This is a genomic window from Micromonospora sp. D93 (genome assembly GCF_018070365.1).
Taxonomy (GTDB): Bacteria; Actinomycetota; Actinomycetes; order Mycobacteriales; family Micromonosporaceae; genus Micromonospora; species Micromonospora ureilytica.
The window spans coordinates 94,600-110,647 of the sequence record NZ_JAGPXW010000008.1 but is presented as its reverse complement, the minus strand read 5'-3'; the positions used below and the strand labels follow the sequence as shown (position 1 = coordinate 110,647).

The 16,048-nt window shown below is 71.9% G+C and carries 13 protein-coding genes; 7 read left to right on the top strand and 6 right to left on the bottom strand.

Annotation, left to right across the window (positions count from 1 at the left end; translation table 11 throughout):
* Positions 1–100: 100 nt before the first annotated feature.
* Positions 101–1,042: a hypothetical protein gene (locus KBX71_RS12435; RefSeq protein ID WP_210818085.1), complete on the bottom strand. Its 942-nt coding sequence runs from the start codon at positions 1,040–1,042 to the stop codon at positions 101–103.
* Between the two features lie 295 nt (positions 1,043–1,337).
* Between KBX71_RS12435 and KBX71_RS12430 the strand changes: the two genes are divergently transcribed.
* Positions 1,338–2,318: an ATP-binding cassette domain-containing protein gene (locus tag KBX71_RS12430; protein WP_210818084.1), complete on the top strand. Its 981-nt coding sequence runs from the start codon at positions 1,338–1,340 to the stop codon at positions 2,316–2,318.
* The gene (locus KBX71_RS12425) at positions 2,315–3,142 is read left to right on the top strand and encodes an ABC transporter permease (protein WP_124822795.1); all 828 of its coding nucleotides are present in this window, start codon (positions 2,315–2,317) and stop codon (positions 3,140–3,142) included. Before KBX71_RS12430 ends, KBX71_RS12425 begins: the two co-directional genes overlap by 4 nt.
* 1 nt (position 3,143) lies before the next feature.
* On the opposite strand, the gene KBX71_RS12420 is transcribed toward KBX71_RS12425, so the two are convergent.
* Positions 3,144–6,323, bottom strand: a complete 3,180-nt coding sequence (locus KBX71_RS12420) for a BTAD domain-containing putative transcriptional regulator (protein ID WP_210818083.1) — start codon at positions 6,321–6,323, stop codon at positions 3,144–3,146.
* A gap of 157 nt (positions 6,324–6,480) precedes the next feature.
* Between KBX71_RS12420 and KBX71_RS12415 the strand changes: the two genes are divergently transcribed.
* From KBX71_RS12415 to KBX71_RS12405, 3 genes are all read left to right on the top strand, one after another.
* Positions 6,481–7,386, top strand: coding sequence for a siderophore-interacting protein (locus KBX71_RS12415; protein ID WP_210818155.1), 906 nt, complete (start codon positions 6,481–6,483; stop codon positions 7,384–7,386).
* Positions 7,387–7,515: 129 nt separating this feature from the next.
* A complete protein-coding gene (locus tag KBX71_RS12410) occupies positions 7,516–8,976 on the top strand; it encodes an SDR family NAD(P)-dependent oxidoreductase (protein WP_210818082.1) in 1,461 nt (486 codons plus the stop codon).
* Positions 8,977–9,009: 33 nt separating this feature from the next.
* Positions 9,010–9,486, top strand: coding sequence for a heme-degrading domain-containing protein (locus tag KBX71_RS12405; protein WP_210818081.1), 477 nt, complete (start codon positions 9,010–9,012; stop codon positions 9,484–9,486).
* A gap of 43 nt (positions 9,487–9,529) precedes the next feature.
* On the opposite strand, the gene KBX71_RS12400 is transcribed toward KBX71_RS12405, so the two are convergent.
* Complete coding sequence (locus KBX71_RS12400) at positions 9,530–10,906, bottom strand: NAD(P)/FAD-dependent oxidoreductase (protein WP_210818080.1); 1,377 nt, start codon at positions 10,904–10,906, stop codon at positions 9,530–9,532.
* 252 nt (positions 10,907–11,158) lie between these two features.
* Here KBX71_RS12400 and KBX71_RS12395 point away from each other — a divergent pair, with 252 nt between their 5' ends.
* Positions 11,159–12,487, top strand: a complete 1,329-nt coding sequence (locus tag KBX71_RS12395; protein WP_210818079.1) for an alpha/beta hydrolase — start codon at positions 11,159–11,161, stop codon at positions 12,485–12,487.
* Between the two features lie 14 nt (positions 12,488–12,501).
* On the opposite strand, the gene KBX71_RS12390 is transcribed toward KBX71_RS12395, so the two are convergent.
* Entirely contained in the window at positions 12,502–13,722 is a 1,221-nt protein-coding gene (locus tag KBX71_RS12390; RefSeq protein WP_210818078.1) for an MFS transporter, read from the bottom strand.
* Between the two features lie 41 nt (positions 13,723–13,763).
* On the opposite strand from KBX71_RS12390, the gene KBX71_RS12385 reads away from it, so the two are divergent.
* Entirely contained in the window at positions 13,764–14,873 is a 1,110-nt protein-coding gene (locus tag KBX71_RS12385) for an ROK family protein (protein WP_210818077.1), read from the top strand.
* Positions 14,874–14,927: 54 nt separating this feature from the next.
* Here the strand turns inward: KBX71_RS12385 and KBX71_RS12380 are convergent, their stop codons facing one another.
* The gene (locus tag KBX71_RS12380) at positions 14,928–15,404 is read right to left on the bottom strand and encodes an SRPBCC family protein (protein WP_210818076.1); all 477 of its coding nucleotides are present in this window, start codon (positions 15,402–15,404) and stop codon (positions 14,928–14,930) included.
* A gap of 106 nt (positions 15,405–15,510) precedes the next feature.
* Positions 15,511–15,894: a MerR family transcriptional regulator gene (locus tag KBX71_RS12375; protein ID WP_210818075.1), complete on the bottom strand. Its 384-nt coding sequence runs from the start codon at positions 15,892–15,894 to the stop codon at positions 15,511–15,513.
* Between the last annotated feature and the right edge of the window lie 154 nt (positions 15,895–16,048).

Below are 16,048 nucleotides of genomic sequence, written 5' to 3'. Positions count from 1 at the left end.
AGCTGATCGACCCGACGGTGGCCCAGGCAACGGCGTTCTGCCGGAGGGTCTGACCGGACCCGTTGGGAACGATGCGGGCGCCACCGAGCCAAGCCCTGGCTCAGCGCGGAGTGGTCTCCTGGTCGGCCAGGACAATCAGGTCGTCGGGGCGGGCCGCCAGCGGCGCCGTCGCCCCGTCGAGCCACACGAGATAACCCTCCGGCGGACCGGACGAACCCCACCGGGCACCAATGATCGTGGCCCACCGCCCGTCGTGCGGCTGCCTGAGCAGGCGTACCCGGGTGCCCGGCGCGTGTCCGTCGTCGGCGACGATCAGCAGCGCGTCGAGGATTTGCCGGGCACCGGCGACGGGCAACCCCGGAACGTACGGCTCGCCCGCGTACCCCAGACGCGGCGTCATCATCGTGCTCAGCAGCGCGGTCTGCCGGATCGCCTCCTGGCGGACCTGCCCGTCCACGCTGCGTTCGGCCACGGTCAGCGCCTTCTGGATGCTCGACCAGAGGGCCGGTGGCTCCTGGTCGAGCAGGCGGCGGGCCTCACGGTCGACTTCGGCGCAGGCGGTGTCGAGTGCGGTGTCCTCGCCGAGTTCAGCGATCCAGGCGAGGTCCCCCACCTCGGGCAGCAACCCTGGCGACTCGGCCACGATCACGATGTACAGCATCGCGAGCAGTTCATCGCGGCCCTCGCCGTGATAGAGCGAGCCCAGCCCGCTGCCGGTACGCCCACGGCTGGGTGGGAACCGTTCGACGAGGTGCCGCGCGCGACCATGCGGCAGGACTGCGGCCCGCCGGGTGTCCGACACCCGCTCCTCGAACGACCGCCGCTCACGACGTTCGACGAGCAGTTGGCGATGCGGATCGAACCCGACCGGATAGATCGTCCGCCCGTACCTGGAAAGGGTTTCGCCGGGCCGAAGGCCGACCGACTCAAGTTGCCGGGCAGCCTCTGAGTAGGCAACGCCAGCCTGGGCGGCATGTTCTCGGATGGCGCGCTTGCGGGCGCGTCCCGGGGCTGGGGTCCGTCGAGGGGTGGAATCAGACATGACGCCTCCGGTGCAGCCCCACGCACTCCACCGAACAGTCGGCGTGACCGGCACGCCGGGAGTCGACATATCGGCGCGGAGTCGGAGACTCTTGGCCCCAAGCATGCGGTCAGGCGTGGGCCACCACATCGGGCGCGGGCAGGCGCTCTGCCGTCGCCAGCATATCGTGACGCCGACCGCCTGCGGGACCGTGCAGCCCTGGCCGGCCCTCCCGAGCGGTGCCGGTGTCAGGCCGTGTCAGCCGGTGTCGGTGGCGTGTCGGGGCGGTGTCAGCGGGTCTGCGCAGACTAGGCGCATGACAGCTGACCTGGTGATCGAGGCCGAGGGCCTCGTGAAGACGTTCGGGAAGACGAGGGCGCTGCAGGGCGTGGACCTCGCCGTTCCCCGTGGGACGGTGCTCGGGGTGCTCGGCCCCAACGGCGCCGGCAAGACCACCGCCGTGCGGATCCTCTCCACCCTGCTCACCCCCGACGCCGGAACCGCCCGAATCAGCGGTTTCGACGTGGTACGGGACGCCGAGCACGTTCGGCAGAGCATCGGCCTCACCGGCCAGTACGCCTCGGTCGACGAGGACCTGACCGGGCGGCAGAACCTGGAGCTGTTCGGCACCCTGCTGGAGTTGGGGCGCACCGGCGCCCGGCGACGGGCCGCCGAGTTGCTCGACTGGTTCGACCTGACCGATGCCGCGAACCGTCAGGCCAAGACCTACTCCGGGGGCATGCGGCGACGGCTGGACCTGGCCGCCAGCCTCGTCGGCTCCCCCGACGTGATCTTCCTGGACGAGCCGACGACCGGGCTCGACCCGGCCAAGCGCGAGGACATGTGGGACGTGGTCCGTTCGCTTGTCAACAACGGTTCGACGGTGCTGCTGACCACCCAGTACCTGGAGGAGGCCGACGCGCTCGCCGACGCGATCACGGTGATCGACCACGGCCGGGTCATCGCGCACGACACCCCCGAAGGGCTCAAGCGGGTGGTCGGCGGGCAGACCCTGGAGGTCCGGCCATCCGATCCGGCTCAGCTGCCCCGCACCGCGGAGATCCTGACCCAGGTCGGCTCCGGCGGGCAGGCCGACGAGATCCGCAAGGGCGTGCTCGCGGTGCCGGTCACCGACGACGCGGCCCTGACCGAGAGCGTCGCGCGGTTCGCCACGGCCGGCATCGCGGTCACCGAACTCTCCCTGCACCTGCCGAGCCTCGACGAGGTGTTCTTCACCCTCACCGGGCGTACGGCATCGGAAGACGACACCACCCGCCCCACGGAGGTCGCGGCATGAGCACTCTGACCGACACCGCACCCACGAGGAGCCGCGCGCTCTCGACAACCGCGCCGAATCCTCGGCCGTTCCGGCTGGTCCGGCACTCGTTGGCGCTCGCCAAACGCAGCCTCATCAAGACCTGGCGTACGCCCGAGGCGCTCATCGACGTCACCCTGCAACCGGTGCTGTTCCTCATCATCTTCGTGTACGTCTTCGGCGGCGCTGTCGCCGGATCGACCCACGACTACCTGCAGTTCCTGCTGCCCGGCATCCTGGCGCAGACGATCGCGACCGGCGCCATCGCGATCGGCGTCAACCTGAACACCGACATCGCCAAGGGCATCTTCGACAGGTTCCGGTCGTTGCCGATCCCCCGTTCCGCACCACTTGTCGGCGCGGTCCTCGGCGACGTCGTCCGGTACGTCATCGTCACCGTGTCGACCCTCGCGATCGGCTACGTGATGGGTTTCCGGATCGACACCGACCCGTTCCGGGCGATCGCCGGGTGTCTGCTCGCTGTGCTGTTCGCGCTCTGCCTGAGCTGGCTGCCGGTGCTGGTGTCGATGAAGGTGCGGACCGCGGGCGCCGTGCAGGGTGTGATGTTCGCGTTGATCATGCCGCTGAGCTTCGCGTCCAACGTGTTCGTCGGCGCCGACACCCTGCCGGGCTGGATGCAGGCGTTCGTGGACGTCAACCCGATGACCCACCTGGTGGCGTCGGTACGCGGGTTGTTCCTCGGCACCCCACTGGGCAACCACGTGTGGTGGACGCTCGCCTGGTGCGCCGGCTTCGTTGCGGTGTTCATGCCGCTGGCGCTGCGGGCGTACCGCAAGAAGATCTGAGTCAGGCGAGCAGGTCGTCCATCAGCTCGCGGATCCGGCTGACGGCCGCGGCGGGTGGCCGCTCGCGCCACGCGGCCAGCAACGGCTCACGCTGCTCCTCGTTCCCGAGGATGGCGTTGAGCCGTTCGCCGTTTTCGAAGGGGAAGAACATCTCGATCTGGGTGCCGATCCGCTTCGCGAGTACGGCCAGTTCGCGGGCGCTGTCGACGTCACCCCGGTACGCCGCGAGTTCCGCGCCGCCCGACGCCCACGCCCCGATCACCGGCAGGTCCCGCGAGGTCAGCGCATCGTCACGGGCGAGCGACAGCATCGCGGCCGCCTGGACTGTGGCGTCGTTGCCCGACACCCGCCCAACCTGGGCCACCCGCAGGTAGATGACCGCCGCCGTGGCCCGGAGCATCACGCGCGGCTGCGGCTGCGGCCCGACCCAGCCGGCGAGGACGCGGGTCACCTCGTCGGCGTGGGCGAGCGCCTCGTCGTACCGCTCGCGCAGCCAGGCCAGGTGCGCCAGGCCGAGGAGCGCCTGCGCGGCGTCCATCTGCTCGGCCTGGCCCAGCGCGGCCGTCTCGCCCAGTCGCCGCTCCGCCTCCGCGTCGCCGCTCAGGGCGAGTTGCACGTCCAGCCGGACCCGGATGGACCGCGCGTCCTGCGTGGCGCCGACCAACTCCATGTGCCGAACGCTGCGGGTCAGCCACTCGGCCGACCGGTCATCCCCGCCCGGGACCAGGAACTGCCCGACGGCACCCGCCGCCATCGCCATGCCCCAGTGGTCGCCGGCGGCCTCGAACCGGTGGTACGCCTGCTCGGCGTCGCTGATCGACGCCTCCGGCAGGCCGCCGTTCTCCCGTACCGCCGCGCGCGCGAACAGCCCCAGCCCCTGCACGTACGGGTCCGGGTGCGCGACCATCTCGGTAGCGCTCTTCAGGCTCTGCTCCACATCGGACGCGTCGAAGCCGGGCAGCGCCGACGCGAGAGCTGTCAGCCGCGACGACACCTCGGCGGGACGTTCGGCCAGCAGCGTGCGCAGCGCCCGCCGGGCGAGCACGGCGGGCCGCAGATCGGCGCTGACGCCGGCGTTGACGCTGATCACCACGCACATCCAGGCCAGCCGGTCGGCGTTGGGCAGTGGCCGACCGCTGGCCGCGCCCCGCAGGATCGCCGACCCTGGCCGTCGCTGCGGGTCGTCGATGTGCAGCAGCCCGCGCGCCCAGGCGAGGACCTCCAGGTGCAGGCCGCGCACCGACCAGAGGTGGAACAGCGCGGTGGCGACGTCGACGGCGGCGGGCTCGTCGTCCGCCGCCATTGCCCAGCGCAGGCCCGCGACCAGGTTGTCCTGCTCGGCGGCGCACCGGTGCAGCGCCTCGACCTGGCCGGGGCCGATGAAGCGGCCGACGAGCGCGACTGCCTGCTCCCGCGCCCAGCCGACCAGGCCGGCCATGGCCTGGTCCCGGTCACCTGCCGCGTCCAGCCGGGCCTCGCCGTACTCACGGACCGTTTCGAGCATCCGGTAGCGCGGCGGACCGTCGCCCTCGACCAGTGTCAACAGGGACTGCTCGACGAGGGTCGCCAGGCCGCGGCGGACCTCCGGGGCCTGCGCGACGGCGGCGGCGAGGTCCGCGGTGAACGGCGCGGGAATGACCGCGACCCGCTGGAGCAGTCTCCGGTCGGCCTCGGCGAGCAGTTCCCTGCTCCAGTCGACAAGCGCCCACAGGCTCGCGTGCCGCTCGGGCAGGCCGCGTAGGGCGGCGTCGAGCAACGCGAACCGGTCGGCCAGCCCGGCGAGCACGTCGTCGATCGGCATGTGCCGCAGTCGCGCGGCGGCCAGTTCGAGCGCCAACGGCAGGTTGTCGAGCCGGTGGCACAGGGCGAGCGCCCGCTCGGTGTCCCAGGTCGGCACGGCGCCACCGGCCCGGGCTCGGGACTCGACAAGCGCGAGCGCGTCGGCGTCCGGCAACGCGGTCAGCCGGTGCACCAACTCGCCGACCAGGCCCAGTGGGGCGCGGCTCGTCGCGAGCACCGCGACCTCCGGCGAGGCCGCCGCGACCAGGTCCGCGACGACGACGGCGACCGCGTCGAGTACGTGCTCGCAGTTGTCCAGCACCACCAGCCCGTCGAGGTCCGGCGCCACGGCGCGCAGCCGCTCCTCGGGGCTGAGGACCCGCCGTTCCAGACCCAGGTTGCCGCCGGTCGCCGTGGTGTCCGCGCCGCCGAGCGCGGCGAGCACCGTGGGCAGCACCTCGTCGGGTGAGCGCAGGCCGGCGAGTTCGATCACGCGTACCGCCCGACCGGCCGCCGCCGTACGCCTCGCCACCTCGGCGGCGAGCCGGGTCTTGCCCGCCCCGCCGGTCGCCACGACCGTCACGACAGGTGTCTCGGCGAGCGCGCCGGTGACGGCCTCGACGTCCCCCTCCCGCCCCACGAGGGCGGCCATGGGACGACGCCACGCGGCGGGCAGCGTGATCCGCGCCGGTTGCCGGGGCGGCGCCACGACGGGCGGGGCGGTGAGTTCACCGCGCAGCAGCGCCAGATGGACGTCCGTGATCACGGGCGACGGGTCGGTGCCGTACCGGTCGGCCAGGTCGGCGCGCAGCCGCTCGACCAGCTCCAGCGCCTCCGCCTCCCGCCCCTGCGCGGCGAGCACCCGGACGAGCAGGGCAGCGGACGGCTCGTCCGGCGGCGTACGCGCGACGAGTCGACCCAGGTCGACCTCGTCGAACGAGCCCACGCCGGCGAGTGCCGCCTGCGCGCGCAGCGCGGCGACCTCCGCGAACAGGCGGGTGTCCTCGGCGGTGACCAGCTCCGGCACCTCGGGGAACAGGGCGCGCGCCTGATCGGCCAAGCCACGGGCGGCGCGGAGGTCACCGCACCGGAGCACGGTACGCGCCTGGTCGACGAACGCGCGCGCCTCGACCGCGTCGACGGTGATCTCCTCGGCGGGCAGCCGGTATCCGCCCGGCACCGCGACCACGGGCAGCCCGAGACGGCGCACCCTGGACACGAGCGCCTGGACGGCACCTGTCGCGTCGTCGGGTGGCGTGCCGTCCCAGACGGCGTCCACGAGCAGGCTCACGGAGACCACCCGTCCACGCGCGTCGACGAGCGCGCGGAGCACCGCCGCGAGCCGTTCACCCCGAACGGGCTGGCCGTCGACGGCGAGTGGGCCAAGGGTCGCGATGTGCACGGACCCAGCATCCCTCACGCGCGCACGGGCCCGACGACCGCCGGTCCGCCAGGCTGGTCACGGCCCGCGTCCGGCTTGACAGGCCGTCATTCCGTTAGGTTAGCCTACCCTCATGCAGAACGAGTTGGCGTCGGTCAACGGGGAGCGCGGAGGCACCATGACCGAGACCCTGCCCATCGCCCCGTGGCGCGTGTTCGCCGTCACCGTCCGGGCGGTACGCCGACTCAGCCCGTCCTTCACCCGGGTGACCTTCACCGGCGCGGACCTGGACCGTTTCGCCGACAACGGTTACGACCAGCGGATCAAGCTGGCGCTGCCGCTGCCCGGTCAGCGCCGGGGGACCCTGCCGGACGGAGCGGACTGGTACGCGGCGTGGCGGGCCCTGCCGGAGCACCTGTGCAACCCGATACGGACGTATACGGTGCGGGCGGTCCGGCCGCACCTGGCCGAGGTCGACGTCGACCTGGTGCTGCACGGCGACAGTGGTCCGGCGACGCGCTGGGCTCGGCGGGCCAGCGTCGGCGACGAGATCGCCCTCGTCGGGCCGGACGCCGGCTACGACGGCAACCACGGCGGGGTCGAGTTTCGACAGTCGACCGGCGGCATGCTGCTGCTGGCCGGGGACGAGACCGCGGTGCCGGCGATCAGCAACATCTGCGAGCGGCTCCCCCTCGATGCCCGGGGCACTGTCGTGCTGGAGGTGCCCGACGCCGCCGACGTGTTGCCGCTGGTCGTGCCCCCCGGCGTCGAGGTCCGCTGGCTGTCCCGGGGCGCCGACGGGTGCGGCAGCCGGCTGGTGCCCGCCGTCGTCGCCGCGGCCGGGGAACTGCTGACCCCCAGTGCGTCGAAGGCCGCCCAGCCGGCGCCGGACGTGGACGTGGACACCGAGATCCTGTGGGAGGTGCCCGAGGGGGTGGCCTCCGTGCCGCTGTACGCGTGGCTGGCCGGGGAGGCCGGTGTCATCCGTAACCTGCGCCGACACCTGGTCACCGAGCGGGGTCTGGACCGGCGGGCGGTCGCCTTCATGGGCTACTGGCGCCTCGGCCACGTCGACGCGGACTGACCGCGCCGCGAGGCGCGCCGCCCCGGGCAGCCGCGAGGTGCGTGGGAGGCCGTGAGGCGCGTACCGTTTCGGGTCGGACGTGGGGGGACCGGCTGGAGCCGGCACGGAATACGGGACGAGACAAGACGCATGACGGTGGACAACATTACCGAAAACGGTCAAGAGGGTATTGACCGAAGCCGGCTGGAGGCCTGCCTCAGCGTCTTCGAGGCGTTGGAGGAGCTGCCCTCCGACCACCCCGACGTGGTGCGGGTGCAGCGGGCCACCGCCCGGCTCTACAAGGTGATCAAGCAGCGGCGGCGGGAGGAGCGGCGGGATGCCATCCTCGCCGCCGACCGGGCGGTGACGGAGGCCACCGCCACCGGCGCTCCGGGACGGATCGACGACGAGACGCAGGGCATTCCGCTCGCGTCCTCCGCCCCGGGCGAGACGGCGGGATTCCTGCACAACCCCCGCGGCTGCTACGTCTGCAAGCAGCGCTACCGCGAGGTGGACGCCTTCTACCACCAGCTCTGCCCGTCCTGCGCCGCGCTCAACCGGGAGCGCCGTGACGCCCGTACCGACCTGACCGGCCGGCGCGCGCTGCTCACCGGCGGCCGGGCCAAGATCGGCATGTACATCGCGCTGCGCCTGCTGCGCGACGGCGCGCACACGACGGTGACCACCCGGTTCCCGCACGACGCGGTCCGCCGCTTCGCCGCGATGCCCGACAGCGGGGACTGGCTGCACCGGCTGCGCATCGTCGGCATCGACCTGCGCGACCCCGCCCAGGTGATCGCCCTCGCCGACGACGTCAGCAGCCAGGGCCCCCTCGACATCCTGATCAACAACGCGGCGCAGACCGTCCGCCGGTCCCCCGGGGCGTACGCGCAGCTCATCGCCGCGGAGGCGGCGGCCCTGCCGGACGGCCCACTGCCGGAGCTGATCACGTTCGCCAAGCCGGACGGGCAGGGCGGCCCGGTGGGCAGCCTGACCGCCGGGCCACAGTCGACAGCGCTCACCCCACACGCGCTCACCGCGCTGGCGCTGACCAGCGGCTCGGCCTCACCGGAGCGGATCGCGGCGTCCACGGCCATCGACGCCGGGGGTCTCGTGCCGGACCTCGACTCGGTCAACAGCTGGGTCCAGCGCGTGCAGGAGGTGGACCCGGTCGAGCTGCTCGAAGTGCAGCTGTGCAACGTCACAGCGCCGTTCGTGCTGGTCAGCCGACTGCGCCCGGCGATGGCCGCCGCGTCGGCCCGCCGCAGGTACGTGGTGAACGTGTCGGCGATGGAGGGCCAGTTCGGCCGTGGTTACAAGGGGCCCGGGCACCCGCACACCAACATGGCCAAGGCTGCGCTGAACATGCTGACCCGCACCAGCGCCGAGGAGATGTTGACCGACGGCATCCTGATGACGAGCGTCGACACCGGCTGGATCACCGACGAACGCCCCCACCCGACGAAGATGCGGCTGGCCGACGAGGGCTTCCACGCCCCACTGGACCTGGTCGACGGCGCGGCCCGGGTGTACGACCCGATCGTCCGCGGCGAGCTGGGCGAGGACCTGTACGGCTGTTTCCTGAAGGACTACGCGCCCTGCGCCTGGTGATCGAGGTCGCCACCGTCGAACGAGGAGAAACACATGTCAGCTGACCGTGAATCGTGGCCGACGCTGGACGAGCTGCTGCGCGAGGAGAGCGAGCTGGAGCTCGCGGGCCTGTCCGAGACCGACGCGTACGAGCTGGGGATGCTCGCCGTCGCCGCGGCGACCGAGCAGCGGCTGCCGGTCTCGGTGGGTGTGTGGCGGGCCGGACGGCAGCTGTTCCACTGTGGCCTGCCGGGGTCGACGGCCGACAACGACGCGTGGCTGCGCCGCAAGGGCCGGGTGGTGATGCGGTTCGAGCACTCCTCGCTCTACATGGCCCGGATGTGCCAGGACAAGCAGGTGACGCTGGCCGAGAGGTTCGGCCTCCCGGCCTCACGGTACGCGGCGGCCGGAGGCGCGGTGCCGCTGCGGGTGCGTGGCACCGGTGTGGTGGGCTGGGTCGGTGTCTCCGGGCTGCCGCAGCTGGACGACCACCGTTTCGTTGTCGACATTCTCCGCAAGCTCCCCCGGTAGGGCTGACCCGGCGGCCTCTCCGCGAGGCCGCCGGGTCGCCCGCTCAGCGTGCGCGCCGGTTGGCGCGCAGGGCGTCGAGGAGCACGCTGGGCCGGGCCAGTGAACGCGGGTGCGCGCGCATGGAGACGACCTCGTTGAACCGCCGCGCTGTCGTCACGTCCGTGACGGTCGCGGCGATGACCTGCCCGCTGGCCCAGCTGGTGAGCCGGTAGCCGCGCGGGTAGGGCCCGTCGACGTGGGGCAACGCCAGGTCCGCCGAGGTCGAGAGCGACCAGGCGGCGTCGACCACGACCTTCTGCAGCTCGAGGTAGTGGCGCGCGGGCGCCCGCAGATCCGGGCCGGACCGGAGGTACGTCGACAGGCAGGCCGCGTGCAGGGCCGCCGCCGTCATGCCCTGCCCGTAGACCGGGTTGAACGACGCGACGGCGTCACCGACGCTGATCAGGCCGGCCGGGAACCGCTTGAGCGCGTGGAAGTCCCGTCGCCGGCTGTCGGCATGGTGGTAGGTCTGGACGTCGCCGATCATCTCCTGGTCGGCGACCTCGCCGAACTCCGGCGGGAACTGTTCCCGCAGGCGGCGGACGAAGTCCTCCGCGGTGCGCCCCGGGCGGTCGTCGCCGTAACCGGCCATCATGGCCATCCACCGGCCGCCCTCGATGGCGAAGAACGCGGCCCCGGCCACGTCCGTCGCCATCCTCGGGGTGTTCAGCGCCAGCACGACCGTCGAGGCCGGGGTGACCTCCGGGCGGCGGAACAGGGCTGTCGCGTAGTTGAGATGCACTGTCATCCGCCGGGTGACCGGCCGGTCCCAGTCGGCCTGCTCCAGCCAGTCCGACAGTTTGCTGGACCGCCCCATCGCGTCCACCACGAGGTCGGCGCGCTCGACACCGGGCACCCCGCCGACCTCGCAGCGGACCCCGCTGACCGCGGTGCCGTCGAACACGAGGCCGCTGGCGCGGGCGGTGATCGTCTTGACGTTGGGCAGGCGAAGCACCTGCTGGCGGATCAGGCCCTCCAGGAGCGGCCGGCTGCCCGCCAGACTGTCGGCGTCGTCGGGGACGACGACCTTCAGACGCCCGTCGAGGTAGTTGCGCCGGGCCGCGGGCGGCGCCTCGACCGCTCCGCGCGCCAGTGCCTCCTCGCGGAATCCGGGAAACAGCCGCTCCAGCTGGAAGAGGCCGCCGGGCAGCAGCGCGTGCAGCTGAGTCCCCTGGGGTACGCCGGGCCGTGCGCCGGGCACCTGCGGGTCGTCTCGGTCGATGATGACGACCGTGTCGGCGTGGTCGGACAGCACCCGCGCGGCCAACAGACCGGCGACACTGCCGCCGACCACTACGGCCGTTCCCATCGTCGGGGACGGCTGGTCAGGGGGTCGACTCGCATTCAGCTCTGCGAAGACCCGGGACGGGGAGAGGGACATCGTGCTCTCCAAGGGGGTAACGAGGTGTGTGCCCTCCACGGTTACTGTCCGCGACCGTGCGCGGGCAGACCGGTGGACGGTCGTTCGACGTGATGCCCGCCGATCGTCGCACAGCCGCCGGAACGTCAACCGAGAGTGTCCGCCAGATGACCATCTGTTGACCGACGGGCCGGGTGTGGACCATCGCGCCGCACCCTGACACGATACTTGCGCTAGCAGTGCAAATACTTCGTTCGTCCAGGTGGAGGATCGATGCACACATCTCGCCGGAGGCTGCTCTCCGTGGTGGCGGGGGTCGCCCTCGCGGCCAGCCTGTCCGCCGTCGCCGTTCCACGCGCCGCCGAAGCCGCCACCACACCGACGTACCGTCCGGTGATCTTCGTGCACGGCAGCGCGGGATCGGCGGCGCAGTTCGAGACCCAGGCCAAACGGCTGGCCAGCAACGGGTACCCGATCGACATCATCGAAGCCCACGAGTACGACTCCCCGAACGTCGCGACGATCCTGCCCCAGGTGTACGCGGGACTCGACGCACGGATCTCCCGCCTGCTGGCGGCCACGGGCGCGGACCGGGTCGACCTCGTCGCGCACTCACTGGGCACCTTCGTGTCGCAGGCGTACCTCACCAGCTCGACGGAGCGTGCCGCCCGGGTCGCGCACTACGTCAACCTGGACGGACGTACCGCGACCTCCCCGCCGGGTGGTGTGCCCACAATGGCGATCTGGGGTGAGGGAGACCCGGCCCGCGCCGTCGGCGGGGCGACAAACGTGCACCTGCCGGACCAGTCGCACACCCAGACCGTGTCGTCGGCGGAGTCGTTCACCGAGATCTTCGGTTTCCTCCGGGGCCGCGCGCCCCACACGACGCGGATCGTGCCGCAACTCTTCGGCGCCGCCCGGGTCTCCGGCCGCGCCGTGCTCTTCCCGAGCAACGTCGGCGTCACCGGCGCGACTCTCGAGGTCTACCCGGTCAACCCGCTGACCGGCGGTCGGCTGTCACACCGGCCCGCGCATCGGCTGTCGCTCGGTGGCGACGGCTCGTTCGGCCCCCTCCCGGTGCTCGCCACGGCCCGTTACGAGTTCGCCATCGTGCGCCCCGACGCCGCGACGCACCACTTCTACTTCCAGCCGTTCCTCCGCTCGGATTCGTTCCTCCGCCTCGCGACCAGCGAGCCGGGCGAGGGCCTCAGCGGCCTGGTCGAGACGAGCGACCGGCACACGGCCCTGACGATCCAACGGCAGAAGGAGTGGTGGGGCGACCAGGGCGACGCCGGCGACCACCTCTGGATCAACGGCAGGGATGTCCTGAACGCGGCGAACACACCGCGCGTCAAGCGGACGATCGGCATCTTCGCCTTCGACGACGGCAGCGACGGCGTCACGGACCTGACGGCCCCGTTGCCGGAGTTCTTCGATCAGACCTTCATCACCGGCATGGACGTCTTCATCCCGGCGACGCCGGCACACGTCGGGCTGGTACGGATCACCGTGGGCCAACGTGGTGGCGGCTACCAGGTGATCAACGTGCCCAACTGGAAGTCGAGCAGCGACCGGGTGACGGTCAGCGTGGACGACTTCTGACCGCGTCTCGCACGTCAGACGGTGGCCGGGACCCGCTCGCGCACTCGTCGCCCGACGGCGAAGCTGACCAGTCCCAGGATCAACCCGACGACCGCCAGGACGACGCCCACCCGGGCCGGCGCGAGGTAACCGAGTCCAGCGGCGATGGCGACGCTGCCCAGGGCGGCGCCCAGGCTGTTCGCGATGTTCATGGCGGACTGGTTGAGCGCCGCGCCCATCAGTTGCGCTCCCGGGGCGACGGTGATCAGACGCGCCTGCAGGACCGGACCGAGATAGAGGCTTGTCGCACCGACCAGGAACGCGCCCACGAACAGGCCGACGTGTGTCGACGCCACGAGGCTGAACACGGCGATGCTCACGATCATCGCCACGAAGCCGATGACCATGCTCCGCTGCAGGTCACGGTCCGCCAGCCAGCCGCCCAGGGCGTTCCCGACGGTCATCCCGAGACCCACCGCGACCAACGCCCACGGCACCGTCGCGGCGGAGAGGCCGGTGACGTCGGTGGTGACCGGAGCGATGTAGGTGTTCACCGCGAAGAACCCCGCGAAGCCGACCGCGCCGGTGGCGGCGACCAACCAGACCTGCGAGGTCCGCAGCGCCCGCAACTCGGCGGCCGGCGAGCCGTCGACCGCCGCGGCGACCTCCGGCACGACCGCCAGCACCGCAATCAGGGTGAGCACGAAGAAGCCGGCGATGACCAGGTACGCGACACGCCAGTCGGCCGTCTGCCCGAGCCGCGTGATGAGGGGTACGCCCACCAGGTTGCTCACGGTCAGACCGCCGAGCACGGTCGCGAAACCACGGGCCTCGTTACCGGGGCCCATCAGGGTCGCCGCGAGCAGACCGGCCGCACCGAAGTACGCCCCGTGCGGCAGCGCAGCCGCGAACCGGGCCACCAGCACCAGGTCGAAGGTGGGGGCGAGCGCGGAGGCGACAGTACCGAGGGCGAACAACACGAGCAGCCCGAGGACGAGCTTCTTGCGGGGCAGGCGCGCGCTCAACGCGGCGATCAGCGGCGCGCCGACGACCACGCCGAGCGCGTACGCGGTGATCATCCAGCCCGCACGGGCGACCGCGTCCGACGACGACCGCGCGTACTCGTGCGGGAGCAGACCACGGGCGATGTCGGGCAGGAGCCCCATCGCCACGAACTCGGTCAGGCCGACAGCGACGCCGCCCAGTGCCAGAGCGGCAAGCGCCGCCAACCGTCGACCTCTACTCAACTCGATCACCGGAAAAATTTAGCAACAGCGTTGCGTAATAGGGTGGTGAGATGACTCGCGTCACTGCCGACGTCACCTTCCTCCGCGACTACAACCAGGCACTGGTCATGGCGGTGGGGCGCACTGCTCACACGTTCGAGCGCTCGACGGTGGTCGAGGCCACCGGCCTGACACCACAGGCGGTCTCCAAGGTCATCGCCCGGCTGACCGCCGACGGGCTGATCCGCCCCGCCGGCGTGCGACGTCCGGGCATCGGCAAGCCCGCGGTCGTCCACGAACTCGTCCCGGACAGCCGGTACGCGATCGGCGCCCACGTGGCCCGGCGCACGCTGCGGCTCGTCCTGGTCGACCTGGCCGGCACCGTGCACCAGTCGGCGGTCAGCCCGCTGCCCCGCGACTTCACCCCGGAGCACCTCCTCGACGCCCTGAGCGCCGGCATCGACACGCTGGCCGGCATCGGCGACCTGCGGGGCCGGCTCACCGGGCTGGGCATCGGCATGATCGGCCCACTCGACCACGCCAACGGCCTGGTCCGGGACGCCCACGGCCTGCGGCACTGGCACGACGTACCCCTGCGCGAGATCGCCGAGAAGCACCTCGGCCTCCCCGTCCACCTGGACAAGGACGTCACCGCGGGGATCACGGCGGAGGCCTGGCGGCACGGTGCGACGTTCGGCGACGCGGCCCTCATCATGGTTGAGTCCGGCATCGGCGGTGGCTTCTGGCTCGGCGGCGCGGCCCACCGGGGAGCGCACACCAACGCGGGCGAATTCGGCCACACGGTCGTCGACCTGACCGGGCCCCTCTGCGTCTGCGGCCGGCACGGGTGCCTGGAGATCGTGCACCATCACGCCGCCGAGGCCGGGGACATCGCACACGCCGCCCGCGTGCTGGCCGTGGGCGTCGTCAACCTGCTCCAGACCCTCGACCTCGCCCACGTCGTGCTGGTGGGCGCGGACCTCCTCCGGCACCCGCAGACCTACCTCACGGCGGTCACCGAGGCCGTCCAGGCCGACGCGCGGCGCGCGGCCTGGCTCACCACGAGGGTGGCCCTGTCCAGCCTCGGCGCGGACGTGATCGCCGCGGGCGCCGCCATGCAGGTCCTCGACCAGCACTACGGCATCCCCGAGCTGGCCCATTCCCTGATCGTTGGCAGCTGAGCAGCTCGACACGCCGAGCGACGCCCTGCTGAGCTGCCACCGATCGCCGCGGGGTCAGATCGCGGCGGGCGGTGACAGCGCCATCTTCTGCCAGTTGCGGAAGACGAAGCGGTGCACCGATTTCAGCCCGACCCAGAGTGCCGGCTCCAACGCGACGCGGCCGTACCCACGGACCGTCACCGTCGTGGTCCGGGTGACCTGCGTGCCACCGTCCACCTCGGTCAACTCGAACAGGTCCCCGAGATGGTCGACGAAGCGGTGGAAGTGCAGGTCCGTCGACTCCATGTGGAACGCAAGCCGGCTCGGTGGTTCCCAGATCGTGATCCGCTGCCGCACCACACCCTGTTCCGAGACGCACTGCCGGGTGGCACCGACCTCCCCGGGACCGTCGGGCAGCCGGCACGACGTGGGTCGGGGCGTACCCAGGTAGAACACCGGGCAACGCGGCTGCAATTCGAGGCGCGAGTCGCAGAGCGCTGGCCACAACACGTCGGGCGGGTGTGGCATGACCCATCCGGTCCGCACGATCATGCACACACCGTAGGACGGGGATCGCCAACGGCACATCGGCAAACTGGCCATGATGCGCTCCGGCATCACCGGCCCTGCGGTCGGCGACGGGGGACTCGCCGCGTCGCTACGCCACTACGGCGTCGGTGTCCGTTCGAGTGCAACCGCTGGCCGGGCTCTCGCTGAGCGCGATGACCTCGTCGAGTCGCTTGCGCGCCTGCCGGAGTTGGGTGATCTGCCGATCGATGCGGTCGCGTTCGGCGCGGAGCATGGCTCGCGACTGCGGTGTGTTGACCTTCGCGTCGACGCAGGGCAGCAGGTCCAGGATGGTTCGACTGGACAGGCCGGCGGCGTACAGCATCTGGATCAGATACACCCGGTCGACCGCGTCGTCGAGGTAGTGGCGCTGGCCGCCACTGCTCCGTGCGGCAGCCAGGAGGCCATGCTCCTCGTAGTAGCGTAGGGCTCGTACCGACACCCCGGTCTTCGTGGCGAGTTCCCCGATCCGCATGGACCCCTCCCCCAGGCCGGCGACGCCAGCCAGGCAGCCTTGCCCCTCACGCAAGCGTCAGGTTTTACCGTAGCTCGCATACCGACTTCTCTGCGGCGACGGCGCGGTGACTCACTGGCAGACGCGCCAGTCGCCGTCCTCCTCGACCAGCGCC